20 protein-coding genes are annotated in these 19,616 nt (G+C 42.0%); 11 read left to right on the top strand and 9 right to left on the bottom strand.

Annotation, left to right across the window (positions count from 1 at the left end):
- Positions 1-7: 7 nt before the first annotated feature.
- The 6 genes from U0033_RS18135 (at position 8) to U0033_RS18115 (ending at position 5,631) form a co-directional block, all read left to right on the top strand.
- Entirely contained in the window at positions 8-1,216 is a 1,209-nt protein-coding gene (locus tag U0033_RS18135) for an efflux RND transporter periplasmic adaptor subunit (RefSeq protein ID WP_072364346.1), read from the top strand.
- Positions 1,217-1,278: 62 nt separating this feature from the next.
- Entirely contained in the window at positions 1,279-1,839 is a 561-nt protein-coding gene (locus tag U0033_RS18130; RefSeq protein WP_177318694.1) for a DUF3347 domain-containing protein, read from the top strand.
- 150 nt (positions 1,840-1,989) lie between these two features.
- Entirely contained in the window at positions 1,990-2,220 is a 231-nt protein-coding gene (locus U0033_RS33435) for a DUF2911 domain-containing protein (protein ID WP_083571786.1), read from the top strand.
- An 85-nt stretch (positions 2,221-2,305) separates the two neighbouring features.
- Complete coding sequence (locus U0033_RS18125; RefSeq protein ID WP_083571774.1) at positions 2,306-4,408, top strand: copper-translocating P-type ATPase; 2,103 nt, start codon at positions 2,306-2,308, stop codon at positions 4,406-4,408.
- Between the two features lie 27 nt (positions 4,409-4,435).
- Complete coding sequence (locus U0033_RS18120) at positions 4,436-5,071, top strand: DUF3347 domain-containing protein (protein WP_072364343.1); 636 nt, start codon at positions 4,436-4,438, stop codon at positions 5,069-5,071.
- Between the two features lie 86 nt (positions 5,072-5,157).
- Positions 5,158-5,631, top strand: coding sequence for a heme-binding domain-containing protein (locus U0033_RS18115; RefSeq protein WP_072364342.1), 474 nt, complete (start codon positions 5,158-5,160; stop codon positions 5,629-5,631).
- A gap of 718 nt (positions 5,632-6,349) precedes the next feature.
- Here the strand turns inward: U0033_RS18115 and U0033_RS18110 are convergent.
- The 5 genes from U0033_RS18110 to U0033_RS18090 all read right to left on the bottom strand — a co-directional run bounded on the left by U0033_RS18110 (position 6,350) and on the right by U0033_RS18090 (position 10,046).
- Positions 6,350-6,751 carry a hypothetical protein gene (locus U0033_RS18110; protein WP_072364340.1) on the bottom strand — a complete coding sequence of 134 codons (402 nt, stop codon included), beginning with the start codon at positions 6,749-6,751 and terminating at the stop codon, positions 6,350-6,352.
- 227 nt (positions 6,752-6,978) lie between these two features.
- The gene (locus U0033_RS18105; RefSeq protein WP_072364339.1) at positions 6,979-7,266 is read right to left on the bottom strand and encodes a hypothetical protein; all 288 of its coding nucleotides are present in this window, start codon (positions 7,264-7,266) and stop codon (positions 6,979-6,981) included.
- A gap of 1 nt (position 7,267) precedes the next feature.
- Positions 7,268-7,756 (bottom strand): sigma-70 family RNA polymerase sigma factor, encoded by a 489-nt coding sequence (locus U0033_RS18100; RefSeq protein WP_245801849.1) that lies wholly within the window; start codon positions 7,754-7,756, stop codon positions 7,268-7,270.
- 232 nt (positions 7,757-7,988) lie between these two features.
- Positions 7,989-8,543 carry a peroxiredoxin family protein gene (locus U0033_RS18095; RefSeq protein WP_245801848.1) on the bottom strand — a complete coding sequence of 185 codons (555 nt, stop codon included), beginning with the start codon at positions 8,541-8,543 and terminating at the stop codon, positions 7,989-7,991.
- 201 nt (positions 8,544-8,744) lie between these two features.
- The gene (locus U0033_RS18090; protein ID WP_072364337.1) at positions 8,745-10,046 is read right to left on the bottom strand and encodes a spondin domain-containing protein; all 1,302 of its coding nucleotides are present in this window, start codon (positions 10,044-10,046) and stop codon (positions 8,745-8,747) included.
- Positions 10,047-10,457: 411 nt separating this feature from the next.
- Between U0033_RS18090 and nhaA the strand changes: the two genes are divergently transcribed.
- The 5 genes from nhaA to U0033_RS18065 all read left to right on the top strand — a co-directional run bounded on the left by nhaA (position 10,458) and on the right by U0033_RS18065 (position 15,420).
- On the top strand, positions 10,458-11,759 hold the full coding sequence (gene nhaA, locus U0033_RS18085; protein WP_072364336.1) for a Na+/H+ antiporter NhaA: 1,302 nt from the start codon (positions 10,458-10,460) through the stop codon (positions 11,757-11,759).
- A 381-nt stretch (positions 11,760-12,140) separates the two neighbouring features.
- Positions 12,141-12,533 carry a hypothetical protein gene (locus U0033_RS18080; protein ID WP_072364335.1) on the top strand — a complete coding sequence of 131 codons (393 nt, stop codon included), beginning with the start codon at positions 12,141-12,143 and terminating at the stop codon, positions 12,531-12,533.
- Between the two features lie 36 nt (positions 12,534-12,569).
- Positions 12,570-12,917, top strand: coding sequence for a hypothetical protein (locus U0033_RS18075; protein WP_072364334.1), 348 nt, complete (start codon positions 12,570-12,572; stop codon positions 12,915-12,917).
- Between the two features lie 108 nt (positions 12,918-13,025).
- Positions 13,026-13,352 carry a hypothetical protein gene (locus U0033_RS18070; RefSeq protein WP_072364333.1) on the top strand — a complete coding sequence of 109 codons (327 nt, stop codon included), beginning with the start codon at positions 13,026-13,028 and terminating at the stop codon, positions 13,350-13,352.
- A 295-nt stretch (positions 13,353-13,647) separates the two neighbouring features.
- On the top strand, positions 13,648-15,420 hold the full coding sequence (locus tag U0033_RS18065) for a T9SS type B sorting domain-containing protein (RefSeq protein WP_083571772.1): 1,773 nt from the start codon (positions 13,648-13,650) through the stop codon (positions 15,418-15,420).
- 566 nt (positions 15,421-15,986) lie between these two features.
- Here the strand turns inward: U0033_RS18065 and U0033_RS18060 are convergent.
- The 4 genes from U0033_RS18060 to U0033_RS18045 are packed head-to-tail and all read right to left on the bottom strand — an operon-like array spanning position 15,987 to position 19,613.
- Entirely contained in the window at positions 15,987-16,754 is a 768-nt protein-coding gene (locus U0033_RS18060) for an ABC-2 transporter permease (protein ID WP_072364331.1), read from the bottom strand.
- Positions 16,751-17,458 (bottom strand): ABC transporter ATP-binding protein, encoded by a 708-nt coding sequence (locus U0033_RS18055; protein WP_072364330.1) that lies wholly within the window; start codon positions 17,456-17,458, stop codon positions 16,751-16,753. The genes U0033_RS18060 and U0033_RS18055 overlap by 4 nt, the downstream gene beginning before the upstream one ends.
- Positions 17,455-18,675, bottom strand: a complete 1,221-nt coding sequence (locus U0033_RS18050; protein ID WP_072364329.1) for a nitrous oxide reductase family maturation protein NosD — start codon at positions 18,673-18,675, stop codon at positions 17,455-17,457. The genes U0033_RS18055 and U0033_RS18050 overlap by 4 nt, the downstream gene beginning before the upstream one ends.
- Positions 18,654-19,613, bottom strand: a complete 960-nt coding sequence (locus tag U0033_RS18045; protein ID WP_322518465.1) for a nitrous oxide reductase accessory protein NosL — start codon at positions 19,611-19,613, stop codon at positions 18,654-18,656. Before U0033_RS18045 ends, U0033_RS18050 begins: the two co-directional genes overlap by 22 nt.
- Between the last annotated feature and the right edge of the window lie 3 nt (positions 19,614-19,616).

Here is a 19,616-nt window from a genome sequence, read left to right as displayed (position 1 = left end):
TAGCGATATGGAAAGGAAAAACTTTTTAATGGCAGTTGCCTTTGTTCCGGCGGTATTCTTTGCTGCCTGCAAAGAGCCTGGTAAAAAACAGGTGGCTGAAGAAAAGAAACAGACTTATACCTGCCCCATGCACCCTCAAATAGTGCAGGACAAGCCAGGAACTTGTCCCATATGTGGTATGGACCTGGTACCGTTTGATAAAAACAACAAAGGTGCCTCTTTGACACTCAGTGAAAGCCAGATAGCATTGGCTAACATCACCACGATGGTTGTTGGCTCAGGAGCACTATCCAATTTCAAACAGCTGAATGGCCGTCTGGTAACTGATCCGGAAAAATCTGCTGTCATTTCCAGCAGAGTACCGGGACGCATAGAGGTGCTGTATATAAAGGAAACAGGCGTGAAAGTTAATAAAGGACAACCCTTGTATAAGATCTACTCCGAACAGCTGGCCTCTTTGCAGCAGGAGTATTTGTTAGCGGTGGCGCAGACCAGGCAGTTTCCTGATGATACCCGCTTTCAGCAAATTGAAAAAGCCGCGAGGCAAAAGCTGGTTTTATACGACCAGTCTGATGCGGAGATCAACCACTTGGTACAGTCTCAAAAAGTAAACCCATATGTAACCTATCCGGCCACGGTTAGCGGTGTTGTGTCTGAGCTGACTGCATCCGAAGGTCAATACGTTGCTGAAGGCGGAGCTGTCATGCGTCTGGAGGGATATAATCAGCTCTGGGTTGAAGCTGATGTATATCCAGCAGAAGCGTCTGCAATCCATATCGGACAATCCGTGAAAGTAATCATTGCCGGATGGGAAAATGAACCACAGACTATGACTGTACAATTTGTCAATCCTGTATTACAGAGTGGCAGCCAGTTAATGCAGATACGGGGAAGTATTACCAATCCTGGTGACCGCTGGCAACCTGGGCTACAGGTCAATATCCTATTGCCGGTCAAGAGCAAAGGAGATGTGTTGAGCCTCCCGGTAAATGCAGTGATCAGAGATGGTAAAGGTACTCATGTATGGATCGGGAAGGCCCGCGGAAAATTTGAGCCCCGTATGGTGAAAACAGGTATGGAGAATTTCGATGCAGTAGAAATAACAGATGGGCTGAAGGCTGGTGACACCGTGGTGATTACAGGAACCTATTTGTTGTATTCTGAATACATCTTAAAGAAAGGTGCTGATCCGATGGCTGGTATGCCCGGCATGTAACACACAATAAGTGTAATGCAAACAACCGTTTTTATAAAAATTAAAAATCAATGAGGCAATTTGTGAAAACAGCTATAGCTCCACTATTGGCGGTATTATTTCTGGCCGCATGTAGCAATGGCAATGTTAGTAAAGAAAAAGAAAGTAATGTAGCTGATTCATCCGGACAGGAAAAAGGGATGGCAATAGATGCTACTGTTACCGATCAAAGTGAGAGAATCCAGTTGAAAGACGATATGCTGAATGCAATTTATGAGCAGTACAATCATCTTACCTCAGCCGTCGTAAAAGGAGATGTAAAAGGAGCGAGGCTCGCAGGTAATGCAATTGAAACTGGTGCCAGGTCTTTAAGCGGAGGAGAGAAAATAGCTTTAAATGCCGCAAAAATAGCCGCTACGGCTGATCTGGAGACCCTACGTATAGCATTCTCAGCATTAAGCAATGATCTTATCGTATTGACAAAAAAATCTGGTTTGGATAAGGGACGGCTGTATATTGATTTCTGCCCAATGGCGATGAATGGTAAAGGAGCTTACTGGCTAAGCAGAGACAAAGCCATGCAGAATCCTTATTTTGGTGAAAAGATGCTAACCTGTGGTGAAGTGAAAGGAACCATCCAATAATACTAAAATCATCATCCTTTAATTAAAATTTGGACATGTTCCATCTGAAAAATATCTGTGGCGCTTTTTTCCTGTTATTGTTGCTTGCGGCAAATGTTGCTGTTAAAGCACAATCACGCGAAGTGTGCTACAATCCCAATCTGGTAAAGGATACAACCAAGCGTAGTATTCGGAAAGCCTTTTATAATAGCGGACAAAGTTATTCCGGCAGGCAAATACGCCATATTCACTATTCCCGGGAAAAGTGAGTGGACGGTCATTATTAATTCCAAGTGGCAGCAGCATCTGGCAACTGAGTATGATGAAAAAGAAGACGTGGTAAGATTGAAAGTAAAACCACAGCAGCGTGCAGCTACTGAGAGATTGCAATACTATATTTAACCAGGAAAACGCATTTTGGGAAAAATTGCCATAGCCTGGGAAAAAGTACGTATAGAATTTCCTGTCACCCTAAAAAAATAAAAAGATGGATCACCAGCACCATGAGCATCATCGACATGAGCCAGTGAGCTCACAGAGAGGTCGACACTCCCATCATACTCAAGAACATGCCGGCCATGATCACGGCGCTATGAGCATGCCGGGATCTCCACATCAGAAAGGACATGATAGTACTGGTGGGCATGACGAACATGCCGGGCACCATACCGAAGACTTCCTGAAACGCTTCTGGTTATGCCTGGCTGTCTCCATTCCTATACTGCTGTTATCGCACATGATTCAGCAGTGGCTGGGCTTTGAACTGACATTTACAGCTGATAAGTATGTGTTGCTTCTTTTGAGCAGCTTTATTTATTTCTATGGTGGATGGCCATTCCTCGCAGGGATGGTAAGGGAACTGAAATGGAAGAATCCTGGGATGATGACATTAGTGGCCGTTGCTATTTCCTCCGCCTACATTTACAGCGTGGCCGTAGTGTTTGGCTTGAAAGGAATGGACTTCTTCTGGGAACTTGCTACGCTGATTGATATCATGCTGCTGGGGCATTGGTTGGAAATGAAATCTCAAATGGCGGCTTCCCGCGCGCTGGAATCTTTGGTAGCCCTAATGCCATCCGTGGTGCATGTAGAGCGTAACGGACAGGTTACCGATATTCCTTTACAGGATTTACAGAACAAGGATATTGTCCTCGTCAAACCGGGAGAAAAGATTCCAGCCGATGGACTGATCCTGGAAGGTAAATCCGATATCAACGAAAGCATGCTCACCGGGGAAAGTGTACCTGTAAAGAAAAGCAAGGATAATAAGGTAATAGGCGGCGCTGTAAATGGTGATGGTGCATTGCGGATACAAGTTGCCGGCGCCGGAAATGACAGCTACTTGAATAAGGTCATAAACATGGTACAATCCGCTCAGGGCGCAAAATCCCAAACACAGAACCTTGCCAATCAGGTCGCCAAATGGCTGACGATCATTTCCATCAGTGTAGGAGTAATCACATTCATCGTGTGGTTATCCGCCGGCAAAGAGCTTTCCTTTGCCCTCGAAAGAATGGTAACAGTGATGGTAACTTCCTGCCCTCATGCACTGGGAGTAGCTATCCCCCTGGTAGTAGCGATATCCACTACCTTATCCGCCATACATGGGTTATTGATCCGTAACCGGACAGCATTCGAGAACGCCCATAAAATTACAACTGTTATCTTCGATAAAACCGGCACGCTTACCAAAGGCTCCCATGAGGTACAACAAGTGATACCGTTGGGGAATGACTACAGCGCTGACGAGATATTACAATATGCCGCTGCTTTGCAGCAAAACTCCGAACACCATATCGCCCATGGTATCATGAAGAAACTCAGGGAGAAAAACCTTGTACTGTGGCCTTCAACTGATTTTAAATACATGCAGGGCGTGGGCGTTACCGGCTTAGTAAATGGTAAAACCGTGGTGGCAGCAGGGCCCAATTATTTCAAACAGGAAAACAAAACCCTTCCTCCCATTCCTGCGGATGTGGACCAGTCCACCGATACTGTCAATTTCGTATTGATAGAAAATACACCAGTTGGTATCATTACACTGGCAGATAGCATCCGGGAATCCGCCGCTGAAGTAATTGCCGCTTTGAAAGCCATGAACATAAAATCATTTCTGCTTACCGGTGATAATGAGCAAGTGGCTGCTGCTGTTGCCAACAAACTCAATATGGACGGTTATCTGGCAAATGTGCTTCCTCATGAAAAACAAAACAAGGTGAAGGAATTTCAGGACAAAGGAGAAGTGGTAGCTATGACGGGTGATGGCGTTAATGATGCCCCGGCGCTCGCCATGGCAGATGTTGGAATCGCCATTGGCTCGGGTACGGATGTAGCAGCGGAAACAGCGGATATTATCCTGGTAAACAGTGATCCAAAAGACGTTGTACAGATGATCTCCTTTGGACGGGAAACCTACCGAAAAATGATCCAGAACCTGATATGGGCGGTAGGATACAATGTGGTCGCTATTCCACTCGCGGCAGGTATACTGTATCCGAAGTTCATGCTGAGCCCTGCAATGGGAGCGGTATTAATGAGCCTTAGCACTATCATCGTCGCGATCAATGCGAAACTGTTAAAAGTGAAATAATTTTTATAACCAATCAAAACTTCGAAAATGAAAACGATCATCATCGGCGCTCTTGTTGTTGCCACCGTTGCTTTTACTGCCTGTAACAATAGTGGTAATCAATCACATGAAGGACATGATCACGACACTGCCGCTATGGCCGGTGAAACCGCGAAACAAGAAACTCCTGCGGTAGATAATTCTGTAGCAGCCGTAAAACCTCAATTCACCAATGTAGATGCTAAAGTAGTGGCATCTATCAAAGCTGTTGTGCAGCATTACCTGCATATAAAAAACGGACTGACTGCAGATAACTCTGCAGAGGCTGCAAACGGAGGGAAAGCCATGGTGGAAGCAATGAGTAAAGTGGATAAAGCCGCCATGACGCCAGAGCAGCAAAAGGTTTATGCTGAAAACGAAGATGATTTAAGGGAACATGCGGAGCATATAGGTAAAAACGAAGGCAACATCGAACATCAGCGCGAACACTTTGCCCAAATGAGTGAGGATGTATATACACTAGTAAAGGCTTTCGGTGGCGGACAGGCAATATACCATTACCATTGTCCAATGTACGACAATAATAAAGGTGCGCTGTGGCTGAGTGAAACCAAAGAAGTGAAGAACCCATATTTCGGTGCTAAAATGCCTACTTGCGGCTACGTTAAGGAAGTGATTCAATAAACCGAATTTTCCCGTGGAAAACAGCCTGCCCTGTTTCTCTACGGGAAACGACTATCCGTTTAGCATAACTAATCCAAACTTTCTTTATGAGAAAATTCCGGGTCGTTCTGGTTTCTGCACTGATTATTTTTATTGCTATGCAATTTTTTCAACCAGCTAAAAATAGGAACAGCAGCGAAAGCAGCCAAGGTAATATAACGACGGTATACCACATTCCGACTGATGTTCAAACCATACTCAAGGTTGCTTGTTATGATTGTCATAGTAATAATACGCGTTATCCTTGGTACGTGAATATTCAGCCTGTGGGCTGGTTTATGGCTGGGCATATCAAACATGGAAAAGAGGAACTTAATCTTGATGAGTATAGAACTTATTCTGCCAAAAGACAGCGTAATAAAATGAAGAGAATGAAAGAGCAGGTAATGGAAGGTAAAATGCCGCTCAGTTCCTACACATTGATTCACCGGAACGCAAAATTGACAACCATCCAAAAGGAGCTGATTGCAAAGTGGATTGACAGCACGCTAAACATAGCTGGAACTGATAATCTACACTAAATCATAAATCGTATGAAACGTTTGTCTTTATGGATAGTAATCATGCTTCCGCTGGCAGTTCTAGCCCAACAGCACGGCAATAATAGTCATACCATGCACGATACTGATAGCTATTAATAGTTGAAACATTTGTGTTTGAACTACTCGAATTTTTCGAATAGTTGGGAAATGGAATTAGGCTAGCCAAATTTTATCAAATGTTGTGAAATAATATTTAAATCATTCATAAAACAGTTCGAAAAGTGTCGGGGCACCCCGACAAAAAACCGGAAAAAGGAGATCAGGTAATTGGTCTCCTTTTTCCGGTTTTGGTATATTTGGTTTGTTATAATCCTGGCGTATGGAAAAAATTCGGCATTCAGAATCTTGTGGGTATTAAAGAGATGGACTTTGAGTTTAAGTCTCTTCAACAACGGCATCTTCAGCAAAACAATCATTATAATAGGTAGTTTCATAGATTCATCAGATTTCATTCAGCAGCTTCCGGATATAATCAGGCATATGTTTGTGCCCGAAAAAAATCATTCACATCTATATTGAGGGGCCAATTTGGTGTATTTACCGGCCTCCAGGCCTCCTTGCGAATTATACTGTCTGGTTAAGTTTGCCATAAAACATCTTCGCACACAATGTCCAGCCTTATGAATGACATTCTTATAGTATACTTCATTGTTTTAAAAAAATGAACTGGTTCCTTTTAGTTTTCATTCGTTAATTTCTATCGCTGGTTCCAAAAATAGATAGTCTGTGTCATAGTTATAAAATCATCCTTTTTGTCAAAATGAACTATATAATCGTGACCGTTCTTGTCTGACAGTCTAAACTTAGTACTATAAGCTTCAAAACTTTCCCTGCAATAACCAACACTATCCACATCTTCCAGAAATAGTTCATATCCTATCCCCTCGCTCGCAAATCTGACCCTACTTTTGGTAATTAAAAACCAGTTATTTTCATCTTTTTTGTAAATGATCAGGCCTTTCTCTTCCTCCGGAAGGCCTTTGAGCTGAGCTGTATAACTAGATTGATTTTCCTCAGTGATTATTTTTGTAAACTCACCTTCTCCCCCATTTCTATTGAAGATTTTTAAAATGACATGAGGTTTTTTTTCTTTTCGCATTTTATAAAGTTAAAACAAATTCATACGTGTTGATAATCCGTTGCCCGTTTAAATCCCCGGTGCTAAAATATGACCTCACTCATTCCCAATATGTTCTAATGGCAAGTATTCATTGGTTGTTTTTACGACAGGAAAACGTTACTCAAATCGTTTTATCCTCTCATACTAAAATTGATCCAATGACTACGTCTACGGTTTTAAGAACCCCGGATGTAAAGGGCTTTACTTTATAAATCGTTTAGTTTTTGATCAATTTTCTGCTGCATCGTGGCTTTAAATTCATCATCTAATCTCGATTCAGTACCAGCAGGATTGAAAATTTTATGCATCATTTTGTTTATCAAAATGCTCTGATGTTCATACACCCTGCAGATATAGCAGCCCGCCTGATGTAATTGTAATTCCATTTTTTCTCTGCTGGTCAGTTCAATGCTTTGCTTTTTTTCAATGAGCAATGTCGCCTTTCTGCAATTATAGGCTATCCTTTCTTCCTCAGTTTTTAACTCCTTTTTCATATCAGATCCAGTTTTTTTGCAAACATGAGCGCAGGTTTACCTTTGCCCGGTGAATGATCACCCAGAAATTAGCGGTTGTCAGTCTCATATGTTTACAGATAGTAGCTGTCTGCTCGTCCTCCATATGTTTCAGTTTAAACACCGACATCCAAAGTGGGGGTAGTTTACTTAAACAAGCCTGCAGTACTTTCATGAATTCTTTGTTGTCTAACAAATCATCATCCTTTACACTAAATGGAGCTGGCCAGTGTTCTTTTTTCCAATTATTCAGATCCGGGTCAAACCATTCAGGTTCATTGGAAGGGGTACCCCATTTGTCAGTAGCAGGAAACCGGGCAGCTCTACTTCTGTAAATGTCTATGATCTTATGTTTGAGGATCGCCGTTAACCAGGTTCTTTCGGTGCTTTCACCCCGGAAATTGGCAGATCTTTCAAGTGCTGCGAGAAATGTTTCCTGTACCAACTCCCGGGCAAGTTCGTCACTATTCAACCGGTTTATGGCATAATTATATAAAAAATCAGCATGAAGTCTGACCCAATTTTCGGGGGCAAGATGATTTTGGGCTACGGACCCATCTAAAATATTTGCATCAGAATCCCTCGGCATAATTGTATTTTTTCATTTACGATATAATTCCGGCTTAGTCGGGAAGCAAAGGGAATCCTTACAAAATAAATATAAAAAAATTACTGCACTGTATTAATCATTACCTATCATTTGTTTACATGTGTTGTGCTGAATGCTTTTGCTTTAATGCTGATGCCACTGCCTGTAAAAGATCCGGGCTAATACGTTGTTTAAAATCGGGATTGATGTATTCAAACTGGATGATGCCTTTTGTGTCAATGATGAAAACGGAAGGAACCGGCAATAGTTGTTCGACATCCTTTCCCCCGGTGCTTTGGGCCAGCATTTTTAAATAACCTTCAGGAGCCTGAAATGCAATACCAAATTGTTTTGCAATGTTGAGATCTGCATCAGAAAGAAGTGTATACCTCAATTTATGTTTGACGGCTGTTATGTTTAAATTTTCCGGACTATCAGTACTGATGGCTATGATCTGGTAACCCATTTTAATAAGACTATCCTGAATTTCCTGTATACCGGAAAGAGCCTTGTTACAGTAGGGGCACCAACCGCCGCGATAAAATATTAAGATGGTGTTCTGCTGCATGATATGACTATTCAGATCAAATAAAACCCCTTCCGCTGATGGAATACGGACTATTGGGATTTTTTCGCCGATCAGCAAAGGACTAATGTCTGAAGGATCCATGGGATACTGATTATTTCCAGTTGTATCGGTTATATAAGTGTTTAGGGAAGAGGCATCCACTGATATGCAGGATATGCAGGAAACGATTAGCAAGGCAAGAAATTTCATTATAGATTTCATTATTGATGTTGATTGTAGCTATTGAATAATTGGAAAGGAACCAGGCTGCTTATGGGAGCAACCTGGTCATGAATGGTTAACTTATTGCAGGTTTACCTTGATAATACCGGCAATATCCGGAAGGGTAGTGAACGCATTTGGATTTGGAACGGCCGTTATTGGCAGGCTTTCTTTCAATGGAGTACCAGCCAGATTAACTTGTGTGACCCCGGCACCCGGAAATTGATTAACTGCTGTACCATCATCAAATAGCTGGATGGTATTAGAGATATCCCCTTTTTGCATAGCATCCACACCATTACCTGCCGATGCAAAAAACCAGTCATTGGAGAAGCCATACATCGTTGCAATGGCCAGTCGATCACCGGTAGTGACATCTATCTGCATGGACACCATTCCGCCCTTTGCCCCGGAAATCTGTGGAAGCAGAACGGTCGTGGATGGCGCCGGTAAAACGTAAGCTGCTTTTACACCCTTCACTGTTCTCAAATAGGCTGCAAGTGTATCAGCGTTACCTTTTTGTGCCAGTAGCATCAGTCCTTTTCCGGCATCTACCTGGCCGGTTTTATAAATAGGATTGTCGATGCCATTGTATATTACTACGAGAATGGGTGAAAGAGGGGTGAAAATGCCAGTAATGGATTGAATATAAGTGGCTAAAGTGCTGTTGTTTCCTGCCTCGGCGATATCGGTCAACCCATTGGCAGTGGGCTTTCCTGATTGGTACAGAGGATTGGGAGCCAGTAAATTCCCCCCTGCAATATATGATATACTCCATACTCCAGGGCTGAGCGGTGTCTCGTTTGCAGTTCCACCAGATGTGTTTTTGAGGGTAAGGGTGAAGGAAGAATTTCCATTGTATTTTAAGGAGGCTGTTACCAGTTTTGAGGCGGCAAGGTAGGTATTGCCTTCAGCGTCAAGGGTCGTAACTTCGGTGATGTTTTTACTTTCCGCGACGCCGGGATGGGTAACACCTGCGCCTGGCTTTTGATTGACGCGTGTACCATTATCCCACAATTTTACCTGGTCAGAAACATCTCCTTCAATAGGATTACCCATGTTATCGTATACCAGGATGCCCGGATTGGCAGGTGCAAAGAACAGGTCATTTGAAGCGCCATACATAGTTGCAAAGGACAAAGCCTCTCCTTTTGCGGCATAAAAGGTGATGGTTGTTGACTGTCCTGGCTGAATAACAGCAGGTGATCCACTACCCTGGAAGGTGCCTGATTCTACCAGGGGCCTGGACTGAAGTACGTTTTCGACAGTAAGGGTTACCTGACTGGAAGAGTTGGTATTGTTGTCGTCTTTATTGCAAGCTGCCAGGGAAAAAGGAAGGATTGCAGCAAGGGCAATTGATTTAAATGTTGTAGTCAGATACATTTTTAAGCGTTTTCCCCTTTGGTCGGAGAAAAAGCGTTTTCCTTACAGGATTTGAAAAAAAATTAAAGAGGGGCCAGGAATAATTATTAAATCCTTGTACTGAATATTAAGAAAAAGCTTTACTAACATTGATTTAATGGATTTTGAAAATCGTTGGAAAGATCGGAACAGATGAATTTGAAGGATTGATCAAAGGCGAGACTCAAAAGGAGCCTGTTAAAGTGATTATAAAATAATAATAAGATATATTGCAGGTTGTTTTTATTCTAATATAACAAATGGGGCCGCTTATAAATTCTATTAGAACTTATTTCGTAATTATCATTTAGAGATTGATTATCAATTCAAAATACCTATTTATGAAATGAGTTCTATATTTATTTCCAGTTACCATTTATAAAAACTGTAAGGATGGCAAAGACTCCGATAGATCATTTACTGAAACCTGTGAGCCGGTTTATTCACCAGGAATTTACCGGGGGGATCGTCTTATTTGTAAGTGTAATAGTCGCAATTATATGGGCTAATTCACCTGCAAGGGAAAGTTACCTGCACCTTTGGGAGACAAACCTATCGGTCGGTTTTAATAACATGGCATTTGATAAGCCTTTGCATATTTGGATCAATGATGGGCTGATGGCCTTGTTCTTTTTTGTAATTGGGCTGGAATTAAAGCGTGAATTTATGGCTGGAGAACTTTCTTCAGTGAAAAAGGCAACACTACCAATGGTTGCTGCTGTGGGGGGAATGTTAGTACCTGCTTTGATTTATGTCTCAATTAACGGAGGATTGCCATCAGCTGGTGGTTGGGGAATTCCTATGGCGACAGACATTGCTTTTTCCCTGGCCTTATTGTCGCTGGCTGGTAATCGTATTCCCCCTTCTGTCAAGGTTTTTCTTTCCGCACTTGCCGTTGCAGATGATTTAGGTGCTGTATTGGTTATTGCATTTTTCTATACAGCAAATATTGCTTTTTTCCCTTTAGTGATTGCTGGTGGGGTATTGATGCTTATGATCATTGGTAATTTATTGGGAATCCGGCATACCGCTTTCTATTTAATTCTGGGTATTGTTGTCTGGGGTGGGTTTTTAATGTCTGGTGTACATGCTACAATAGCAGGCGTATTGGTAGCTTTCACAATTCCCGCGCGTCCTAAGATTGATGAAGATGAGTTTTTAAGGGATGCACGTTGTTATGCGGATGAGTTTGAAGTAGCGCTGAGACAGGATGGCTCATTAATCTCCCAGGAGCAGTTAGGTGCATTAGAGAAGATAAAACAGTTAAGCCTGGATGCTGAAACTCCCCTGCAGAAAATAGAAAATATTCTCCACCCATGGGTTGCTTTTATTATAATGCCACTATTTGCTTTAGCCAACTCCGGAATGGTAATAGGCAATGACTTTTTCTCATCATTAGTTAATCCGGTTAGCCTGGGGATTATGTTTGGCCTGGTGTGTGGTAAATTTATTGGTGTATTTTCTTTTACCTGGCTGATGGTTAAAATGAAGATGGCTAGCCTGCCTTTAAATGCTAAATGGATGCATATCTGCGGAATAGCCATTCTTGCGGGAATTGGATTCACCATGTCTCTTTTTATTACGGGATTGGCTTTTGCTCAGGAAACATTTGTTACCCAGGCGAAATACGGTATCCTGGTGGCATCATTTTTTGCAGGAGCTATTGGTTTGGTTGTATTGAGGAGGATTAAATAAACCCGGACTATACTGGTAAAAGAGAAAGGAGGGTTCAGCTGGTGCCAGCTGTATCAAAGCGCCTCAGCTATAAAAGTCTGAATTTCTACCATTTGTGGGGTGTCAACATGATATGAATCATTATAAGAAACATGCGTATAATAATATAACTGTTTCGATTTTTGTTGTTAATTGCATTCAATAATAAAGGTATACCTATGGAAAGATAGCCCAAGTTAATATCAAAGATTTTGTACGATATCCCTGATCTTGGGATATTCTGTGATAATCTATGCTATTTTGTTTGTACCATAATTAACTACAGTATTTAATTATTATTCAAGAGCTTTTGTGGAATTGAATGATTCCCTTTACCGTTTGAACCATTAAAACATGTGTAAAATGCTGAAAGTGGCATTACCGGTACTTTATAGCATACTGATGGTGTTCGGGCATCGTGCGTTAGCCAGCGAGCCATGCCAGGTAAGAATATCCGTTAGCCCAGACACCCTCCCTACTGATCTTCGGAATCGGGCATTGTTAAATCAACCTGCCTTAAAGCAAGCCGTGATCCTGGCTGTTAACCAGCGGGCAGGACCTAATAGCAGCTCTGAAAGTATGCGCGTTCCTGATAGCATTCCCTTCAACAAATTGGGCTTGGGTGGCATGAACACTTCTGCCAAAAGTACATTTACTCAATATCTTGAATCTGGCAGGAGTGCGGCTGGTATGGCACGTATGAAGACCATGTTTAACGAGATGAAGGACAGCACAAAAGCCGCTTCTTATATATGAAGGAATACAACAAAGGAAAAAAGAATTAAAATTGAAATGAAGAAGTTTATTTTAATAACTATTATAGTTATTGCATTAGTTATTATTTGGCAGGTTGGTAATTTTACATTATTCCCGGTGGAACGTATTAATCTGTCGAGACATCCAGTCAAAGGGAAGAACTTTAGTCTCGACGTAACTTATGTTTCTACAGGAGCAACAACAGATAATGTTATTCAGATTAGAAAGTTATATGATGATGGGCGTGTTGAAATTGTGAAAAACATTGAAGAATACAATAATTTCTTAGGTGCTAGTTTAGTGGGCGATAGTTTGTTGAAATTAGTGGTAAGTGACACCGGTTATTATAAGCGGGGTCCTGATACTATAATGGTTAAAATTTAGGAGAAAAGATTTAGGGGGAAAGTTAAGAAGAATACAAATTTTAGAATTGTCGGTGATGGGTTTGATTTTAAGGACACTGTTAAGACTAAGAAAGATTAATTAAACAATATGAGTAAGGTAACTAACTTAATAATCACATTTAGCAATTTGGAAGACGAGGAAAGAGTGATTGCAGAGATGAAAGGGTTTGTCAAAGGTGATGCTGGTTTTCATATAGTATCTGTTAATGATGTGCGCTTACCTCAGAATTGGTATGGAGGTACAAGGTGTTTGGAATGTAATATTCTTATAGGGGCATATAACTATTTGGATTTACAGCTTTTCTTGGGCTTTTTGCGGAACAATGTGAAGTGGGAAGCACCTGATCTTGTTCAATTAGTTGTACAAGAGCAAGATGATATGAAGTTTAGGTTGATTGATTTAATTGAATCATAAGTCTATGTAGTAAAGTATGGGAGTAAGTTTTAAGGGCCATAGAATAGATTTTAGAGTTAAAATCATTTGTATATAATAAATAAGAAAACCCTGTCGCTTTGACCGGGTTTTCTTATTGTAGATTTCGATGTAATCATATTGACAGAAAGACCTTTTTAATGCTTAATAAGGAACATAACAAAAGAAGTAAAAACACACACAATAAAATTGTATCTTTCCTATCATCAGACAGGCCCAGTTATAAATAGCCATTTCCTACTGTAAGCAATCCTTTTAACCACCCAAGCCCCCAATTATGAAACTATTACTACTCATGTTAGTAGTTGGTGCCCCCGCTGTATCCGCTGCCGACTATCACGTAGCCATCACTAATCATGCAAATACCAACGAAAGCCTTCCCGGAGGTAGTTATACCATCACCGTTACCGGCACTGCCAGCGGTACAGATACGGTTAGCGTCGACTTTATAACCAGTGGAACCGCTGTACCGGGTGTGCATTACCAGGCTTTCCCACAGCGTATTAAAATCCCCGTTACAGATGGTAATGGCAGCTTCACTTTCCCGGTCATTCCTGTCCAAAACAGGATCGTTGAAGACTATGCTGATGTTGTACTCTCAATTCAAAGTGCAACAACAAATAAGTCGGATAGCGTGGAAGTAGATGCCACGCCAACTACCCTCAGAATTTACGATGATGACCTGATAAATGCAATCATTTCATTCACCGGTTCAACAAATGGAACGGAAGGCGGGCCTGATGCAACAATTACCGCCAGCTTATCCAGCGATTATATAGCAGGTCAGCCCATTTGGGTATCTGCCAGTTTTGGTACCGGTACAACTGCTGGTTTTAGGGATATTGACGGGCCTACGTTGCGGATTGATTCCGGGCAACATAACGTTGTTGCAGTGATCAACGTGCTTGATGACCAGGTGAAGGAAGATACTGAATTAATATACTTTGATATCACAGGTATTGTCAGCGGTGATTTCGAGATGATGTATGATGGTGCAACCTATGGACCTATTTATGTATTTGATAATAACGATACTATTGAGCCTGTAAGAAGTGCAAATGTCTTCATTAATTATGTGGGTAGTCCAAGGGAGGCAGATCCCCAGGTAGATGGGTACATTTCCCTCTATACAATTCCTACGGGAGATGATTTTGTCATACAGCCTATCACTGTTAAAATCCAAATGGAAGGAACTGCGATTGAAGGTATAGATTATCTTCCGGTGGATAGTATTGTCATTCCTGTTTCAAAGTATAATAATGGTACTGTAACAGTGCCCATTCACCCTATTAATGATAAGGTCATAGAAGGTGACGAATATATTCACGTCGTTCTCGTCAGTGCAAGCACGCCAACAGGTGATCCTATCACCGTTTATAATAATAACCCAGCAGCTACTGTTCCATTGTATGACGATGATTTTGATAGAAGATCTATTGCTATCTCTGCCGCGACCGATGGCCGGGAAGGGGGGCTTGCAGCGAGCCTGACATTATCCTACCCGGATAGCCTTGTAGCCGCAGAAGATGTACATGTTAATTATCATGTTATTGCAACCGGCACTACTGCAACCGCAGGTGTTGATTATACAATGCCTCCCCTGCTTATTCCTGCAGGACAACACAGTGCTACACTGCCAATTAATATTTTGGATGATAACCAGGTGGAGCCGACAGAATATTTGAACCTCCAGATTGATGGCGGAAATGGAGATAGTGCGTTTTATCCTGTTAATTCGGATAGTGTAGTGGTGATCTCAATTGCAGATAATGATTCCAGTTATATCCGGCTGTGTATTCCTAATGTGTTTACGCCAAATGGAGATGGCAGGAATGATTTGTTCGTGATCCGGGGATTGGAGAATTATCCTGGTTCAAGACTTTCTGTTTTTAACTTGCTGCGTGGTGGCGTGCTTGTTTACAGGTCGGATAATTATGATAATAGCTGGGATGGACGTAGGGCTGGCCCAGGATTGTATAGTTATATACTGGAGGTGAATGAAAGGGGGAGAAAAAAGATCTATAGAGGTAAACTGGTTATTATTAGATAAAACAGGAGCTTGTATCAAAAGTAGAATTACACGGATTAATCCGGGTACCTGATGGAGAGAATTTTTGTTGATGAATTTCTCAATGTTTTCAAATTATTTTTGATGCAAGCTCCATTTGTTTTTAATGAGAGACTACTGCCGTCAACGGGGGATTGATAATTCAAGATTAGTTAACATTTTATTTGGAAATCTCGATTACTTGAGTTAGATTAGATGTTATAACACGGTTGTCATTCCATATATTATTTCATAGATATTTTGATTGTTTTTTATTATTTGCTGTGTCTTTCAGGCAAGGGAAAGCCTGTTTTTCTATTCATTTTAATTACTAATAAATTTCCGTTATTTAACGCGACGAAAGCATTTTTTACAAGGGTATAATACATCAACAAAGTACTGTTGATTATTATACCCTTTCATTATTTCAGGTGATTGATGTGGCTGAGTTTTGAAGAACTGGCTATTGGCTAGTGCCGACAATCTGATCTGCAATGCAAGCTACCGCAGCTGACAGTACAGTATATGCTGCATAGACTCTTCAAGAGCAATAAGGATTGCTTTGATGATTACAGGTCTTTTCTATTAAATCGCCGCAGCGCCCAGAATAGGGGCCAAATCATCCATGTTAACAAGAGTACGAACCCCGTAAGCATACCTCCCACGCTTCCGAAAAATGAGGCAAACACCGCGCCTGTATACCCCATCATCGCAGAACTGTCCAGTCTTAATAAAACAATGATTCTACCTAAATCGATCGGGTTCAAAGCACCCATTACTATTGCCGGTTTCTCCAGCGGGTAATCGCTGAACTGGAACAAGAGAAACAGTACCAGACCATCATACAACAGCGAAAAATAAAACCAGGACAGGATCGCTACACCAATTCCTCTCGCCTTATCCCTCATCATCACAGATCCTAATATCGCCAGTGCTGAAAAGATCACTGTCAGCGCCATCCCCACCAATATCAATAACACCGCCGTCATACTCCCGTCAAAGATCAGTAAGGGCAAGCCCACGCCTATGCAAAATGCAATCAGCAATGACAAAGCTAAACCGATATACACACTCAGCAGGATCTTGGTTCTCCGCAAAGGCTGGCATACCAGCAATTCTATAAATGCAGATGCATTATAATAATAGATCGTTGAAAAGATAATACTCACCAGTGGCAATACAATCAGCACGATATTCAATAAACTCAGTAAGGCTTTTGTTCCATTGTCAGTCAGGCACAGCAACAACATTGATACAACCAGCAACAACACCGTATAACTTACCAATATCCTGTTGCGTAATATATCCAGCACTACGTATTTAATAATCTTTTTCATAGTCCTCCGTTTTCCATGATACGAGCCATTGCGCGTACTAACTTTTGCTCTCCCGTTTCTGCCTGTAACTCTGCCACCTGTTTATGAAACTGTAGCTTTCCATCCTGCAGGTATGCTACCTCATCTACCAGGTCATCCAGTTCTGACAGGATGTGTGAGGTGATCAGTACCAGCTTCCCGTTCTTTGTTTCCTGCAGGATCTTGTCCTGCAAAATCCCTGAGGCCACCGGATCCAGGCCCGCTGTAGGTTCATCCAGGACAAGTACTTCAGGATTGAATAAAAATGCCAGGCAGGCACTTACTTTCTGCCTCGTACCTCCGGATAATGTCCGCATCGGTTTATTAGCCAGCTGTGGCAACTTAAATGCCTGTACCAGGTCTTCATCAAGCTGGTTATATTGCCGTATATCCTTCATCATCTCTAACACCTGGGAGATGGTCATATTTTCGGGATAACTGCTTATTTGCGGCATGTAACCAATATTTTCCCTGTATGACCAGGTGCCTAAAATTTCTTTCCCTTTAATAGAAATGCTCCCCTTATCAGGTACCACCATTCCCAATAAACATTTGATCAGGGTGGTCTTGCCACTGCCATTAGGCCCAATTAGAGCTATACTTTTGCTTGCTGAAAACGACAGATTAATATTGTCCAGCGCCTGCAGCCGGCCAAATCGTTTATAGACGTTTGTAAAAGAAATCATAGTGTAATAGGTTTCATAAAAGGTGCACGATCCACCAGGTTCACAGGCGTGATACCCGGCATTACTTTTTCTGTACGGTCCAGCAGACTTACCATAAAACTGTGGAATAACATCATCACAGCCGGGTTCTTATCTGCTACCATTGCATATAAGCTCACCGGGTGATATGGCACGTCTCCCTTTCCATCCCTGTTCAGGTCATAGCCCTCATATTTATCCCAGTAGTTGTTGTCAAAATGGTTTAGTACCAGTGAGCCATTGGTCGCTACGTCAAATGTGTTACCAAAGAAATTGTTGTGCGTGATCTTGTTTTCAGCGCAACTTGCCTGTACCTTCATCGCCCAACCATTTGTTTTGAATACATTTTCCGATACCTGCACTCTTGTAGTGCCTTCCATATAAATAGCCACGGTATTGTCTTCAAAGTGGCTCTGTTCCATCCTGCTGTCTGTAATCTCCTTCAGCAAAATCCCATACGCACCGCCACCCTGATTACCTGCAAACCTGTTCCGCTTCATATCCACACCATGTGAAAACATCACTGATACACCTGCTTCATTATGATCAAACACATTGTCTTCATAGTGGTCATTGTGCGAAAACATAAAGTGCAAGCCATAGCGCACATTCTTAAAACTATGATTCCCCTTGATCAGTGAATTCGTTACAAATTCAAAGTAGATCCCATCCCTGTGCTGTGTTACTGTATTACCGATCAGCTGCATCCCATCGCAATGCCAGCAGTGAATGCCATTGCCTGACTGTACACGCTGGTTTGCGTTGGATTTTAGTGTATTACCGGTTATCACACAGCTATCAGACTGCTGGCAATAGATACCAAAAAAGGTTTCTTCCAGCACGTTGTTTTTGATCGTCACATGGCGTACATTCCCCAATTTAATACCCGCCAGGTCTTTCCAGTCAGAAAAGCCTGAATGCCTGATCACAAATCCTTCCAGTGTAACATGGCTGGATAAAATCAATACCACCTCATATTTACTCTCACCATCCAGCACTGGTTTGCCCACACCTTTCAGATAAATGGCTTTGTCAATTACCAGGCCTTTTTCATAATACACGCCGGCGGGTACTATGATTGTATCACCTGCTTTTGCCTGCTGCAAGGTCGCCTTCACTGAACTTTTTACAGTCCATACACCTGCCCATGCCTGCAGCGGCAACAACCACATTAATATTATCGATATAGCTCTTTCCATGTGAGTGATTCTCCGTTAAACGACTTCATTTTCACGCTGTCTGCAAAAGCTGCGATGTCACTACCCATTGGAGAATGGAATGAAGTGCTATGCAATAACCTGCTCTCTTCCGCTTTGATCCACTGTCCATCTGTAAAGTCCAGCAGATAGATCCCACCGATCTCCTTTCCGCCAGCTTTTACTGCCGCCAGCAAACAATGCACATCATCATACTTAAATACTTTCCCCTTCTTTGTTACGATCTCTGCACCAAATCTTTTATCTGAAAAACCCATTTTACAGAAATCACAGGCATCCTGTCCGTATTTAATAGGAGCCGGTCCGCTGCTACAACTTTGTAAGCCTAGTATCAAACCGCCTATTAAAAAGAATCCTTTCTTAAACTTAAAAGATAGCAATACCAGGATCGCCCCTACACCAATAAAGATCCATCCACCTATGTCAGGAATTGAATAAGCCCCGAAATTCAACAATTGCTTATAACCCAGCAATGGTGGCTGATACGCCATACCCGGTACCCTGATCGGTGCTTCCGGGTTCAGGTTGTGCCCGTAGTTATATTCCCACCTGTAAAAGTCCACCATCGATACAATGGCTACCAGCAGGAACAAGGCAACCCAGGCATAATACAGTTTCCTGTTATTCATCACCGCTACCACAAAACCCAGCAGCGCCAGTCCGCCGATGATAAAGGGTAAAACCTTAAACTCAATGAAATCTTCTGTATGTAATGTCTGCATACCTATGTAATGGTTTAGTCCATTCACGATATCGACATCCCCAGTTAATCCATTAGCAGCAATTTTCAACGTAAGGCCTTCCGGGTATTGGGGGGCGGCCAGCTCTATTTTCCATATCGGAAAATAGAGCACTGCCACCATCGCCAATGAAAGCATGAAAATGACTGCCCGAAAGCGGGTTGACAATTTTCTTTGCATTTT

This window comes from Chitinophaga sancti (assembly GCF_034424315.1).
In the GTDB taxonomy this organism is placed as follows: Bacteria; Bacteroidota; Bacteroidia; order Chitinophagales; family Chitinophagaceae; genus Chitinophaga; species Chitinophaga sancti.
Note: the sequence above shows the minus strand (reverse complement) of the source record. Positions and strands in the feature narration are given on the sequence as shown.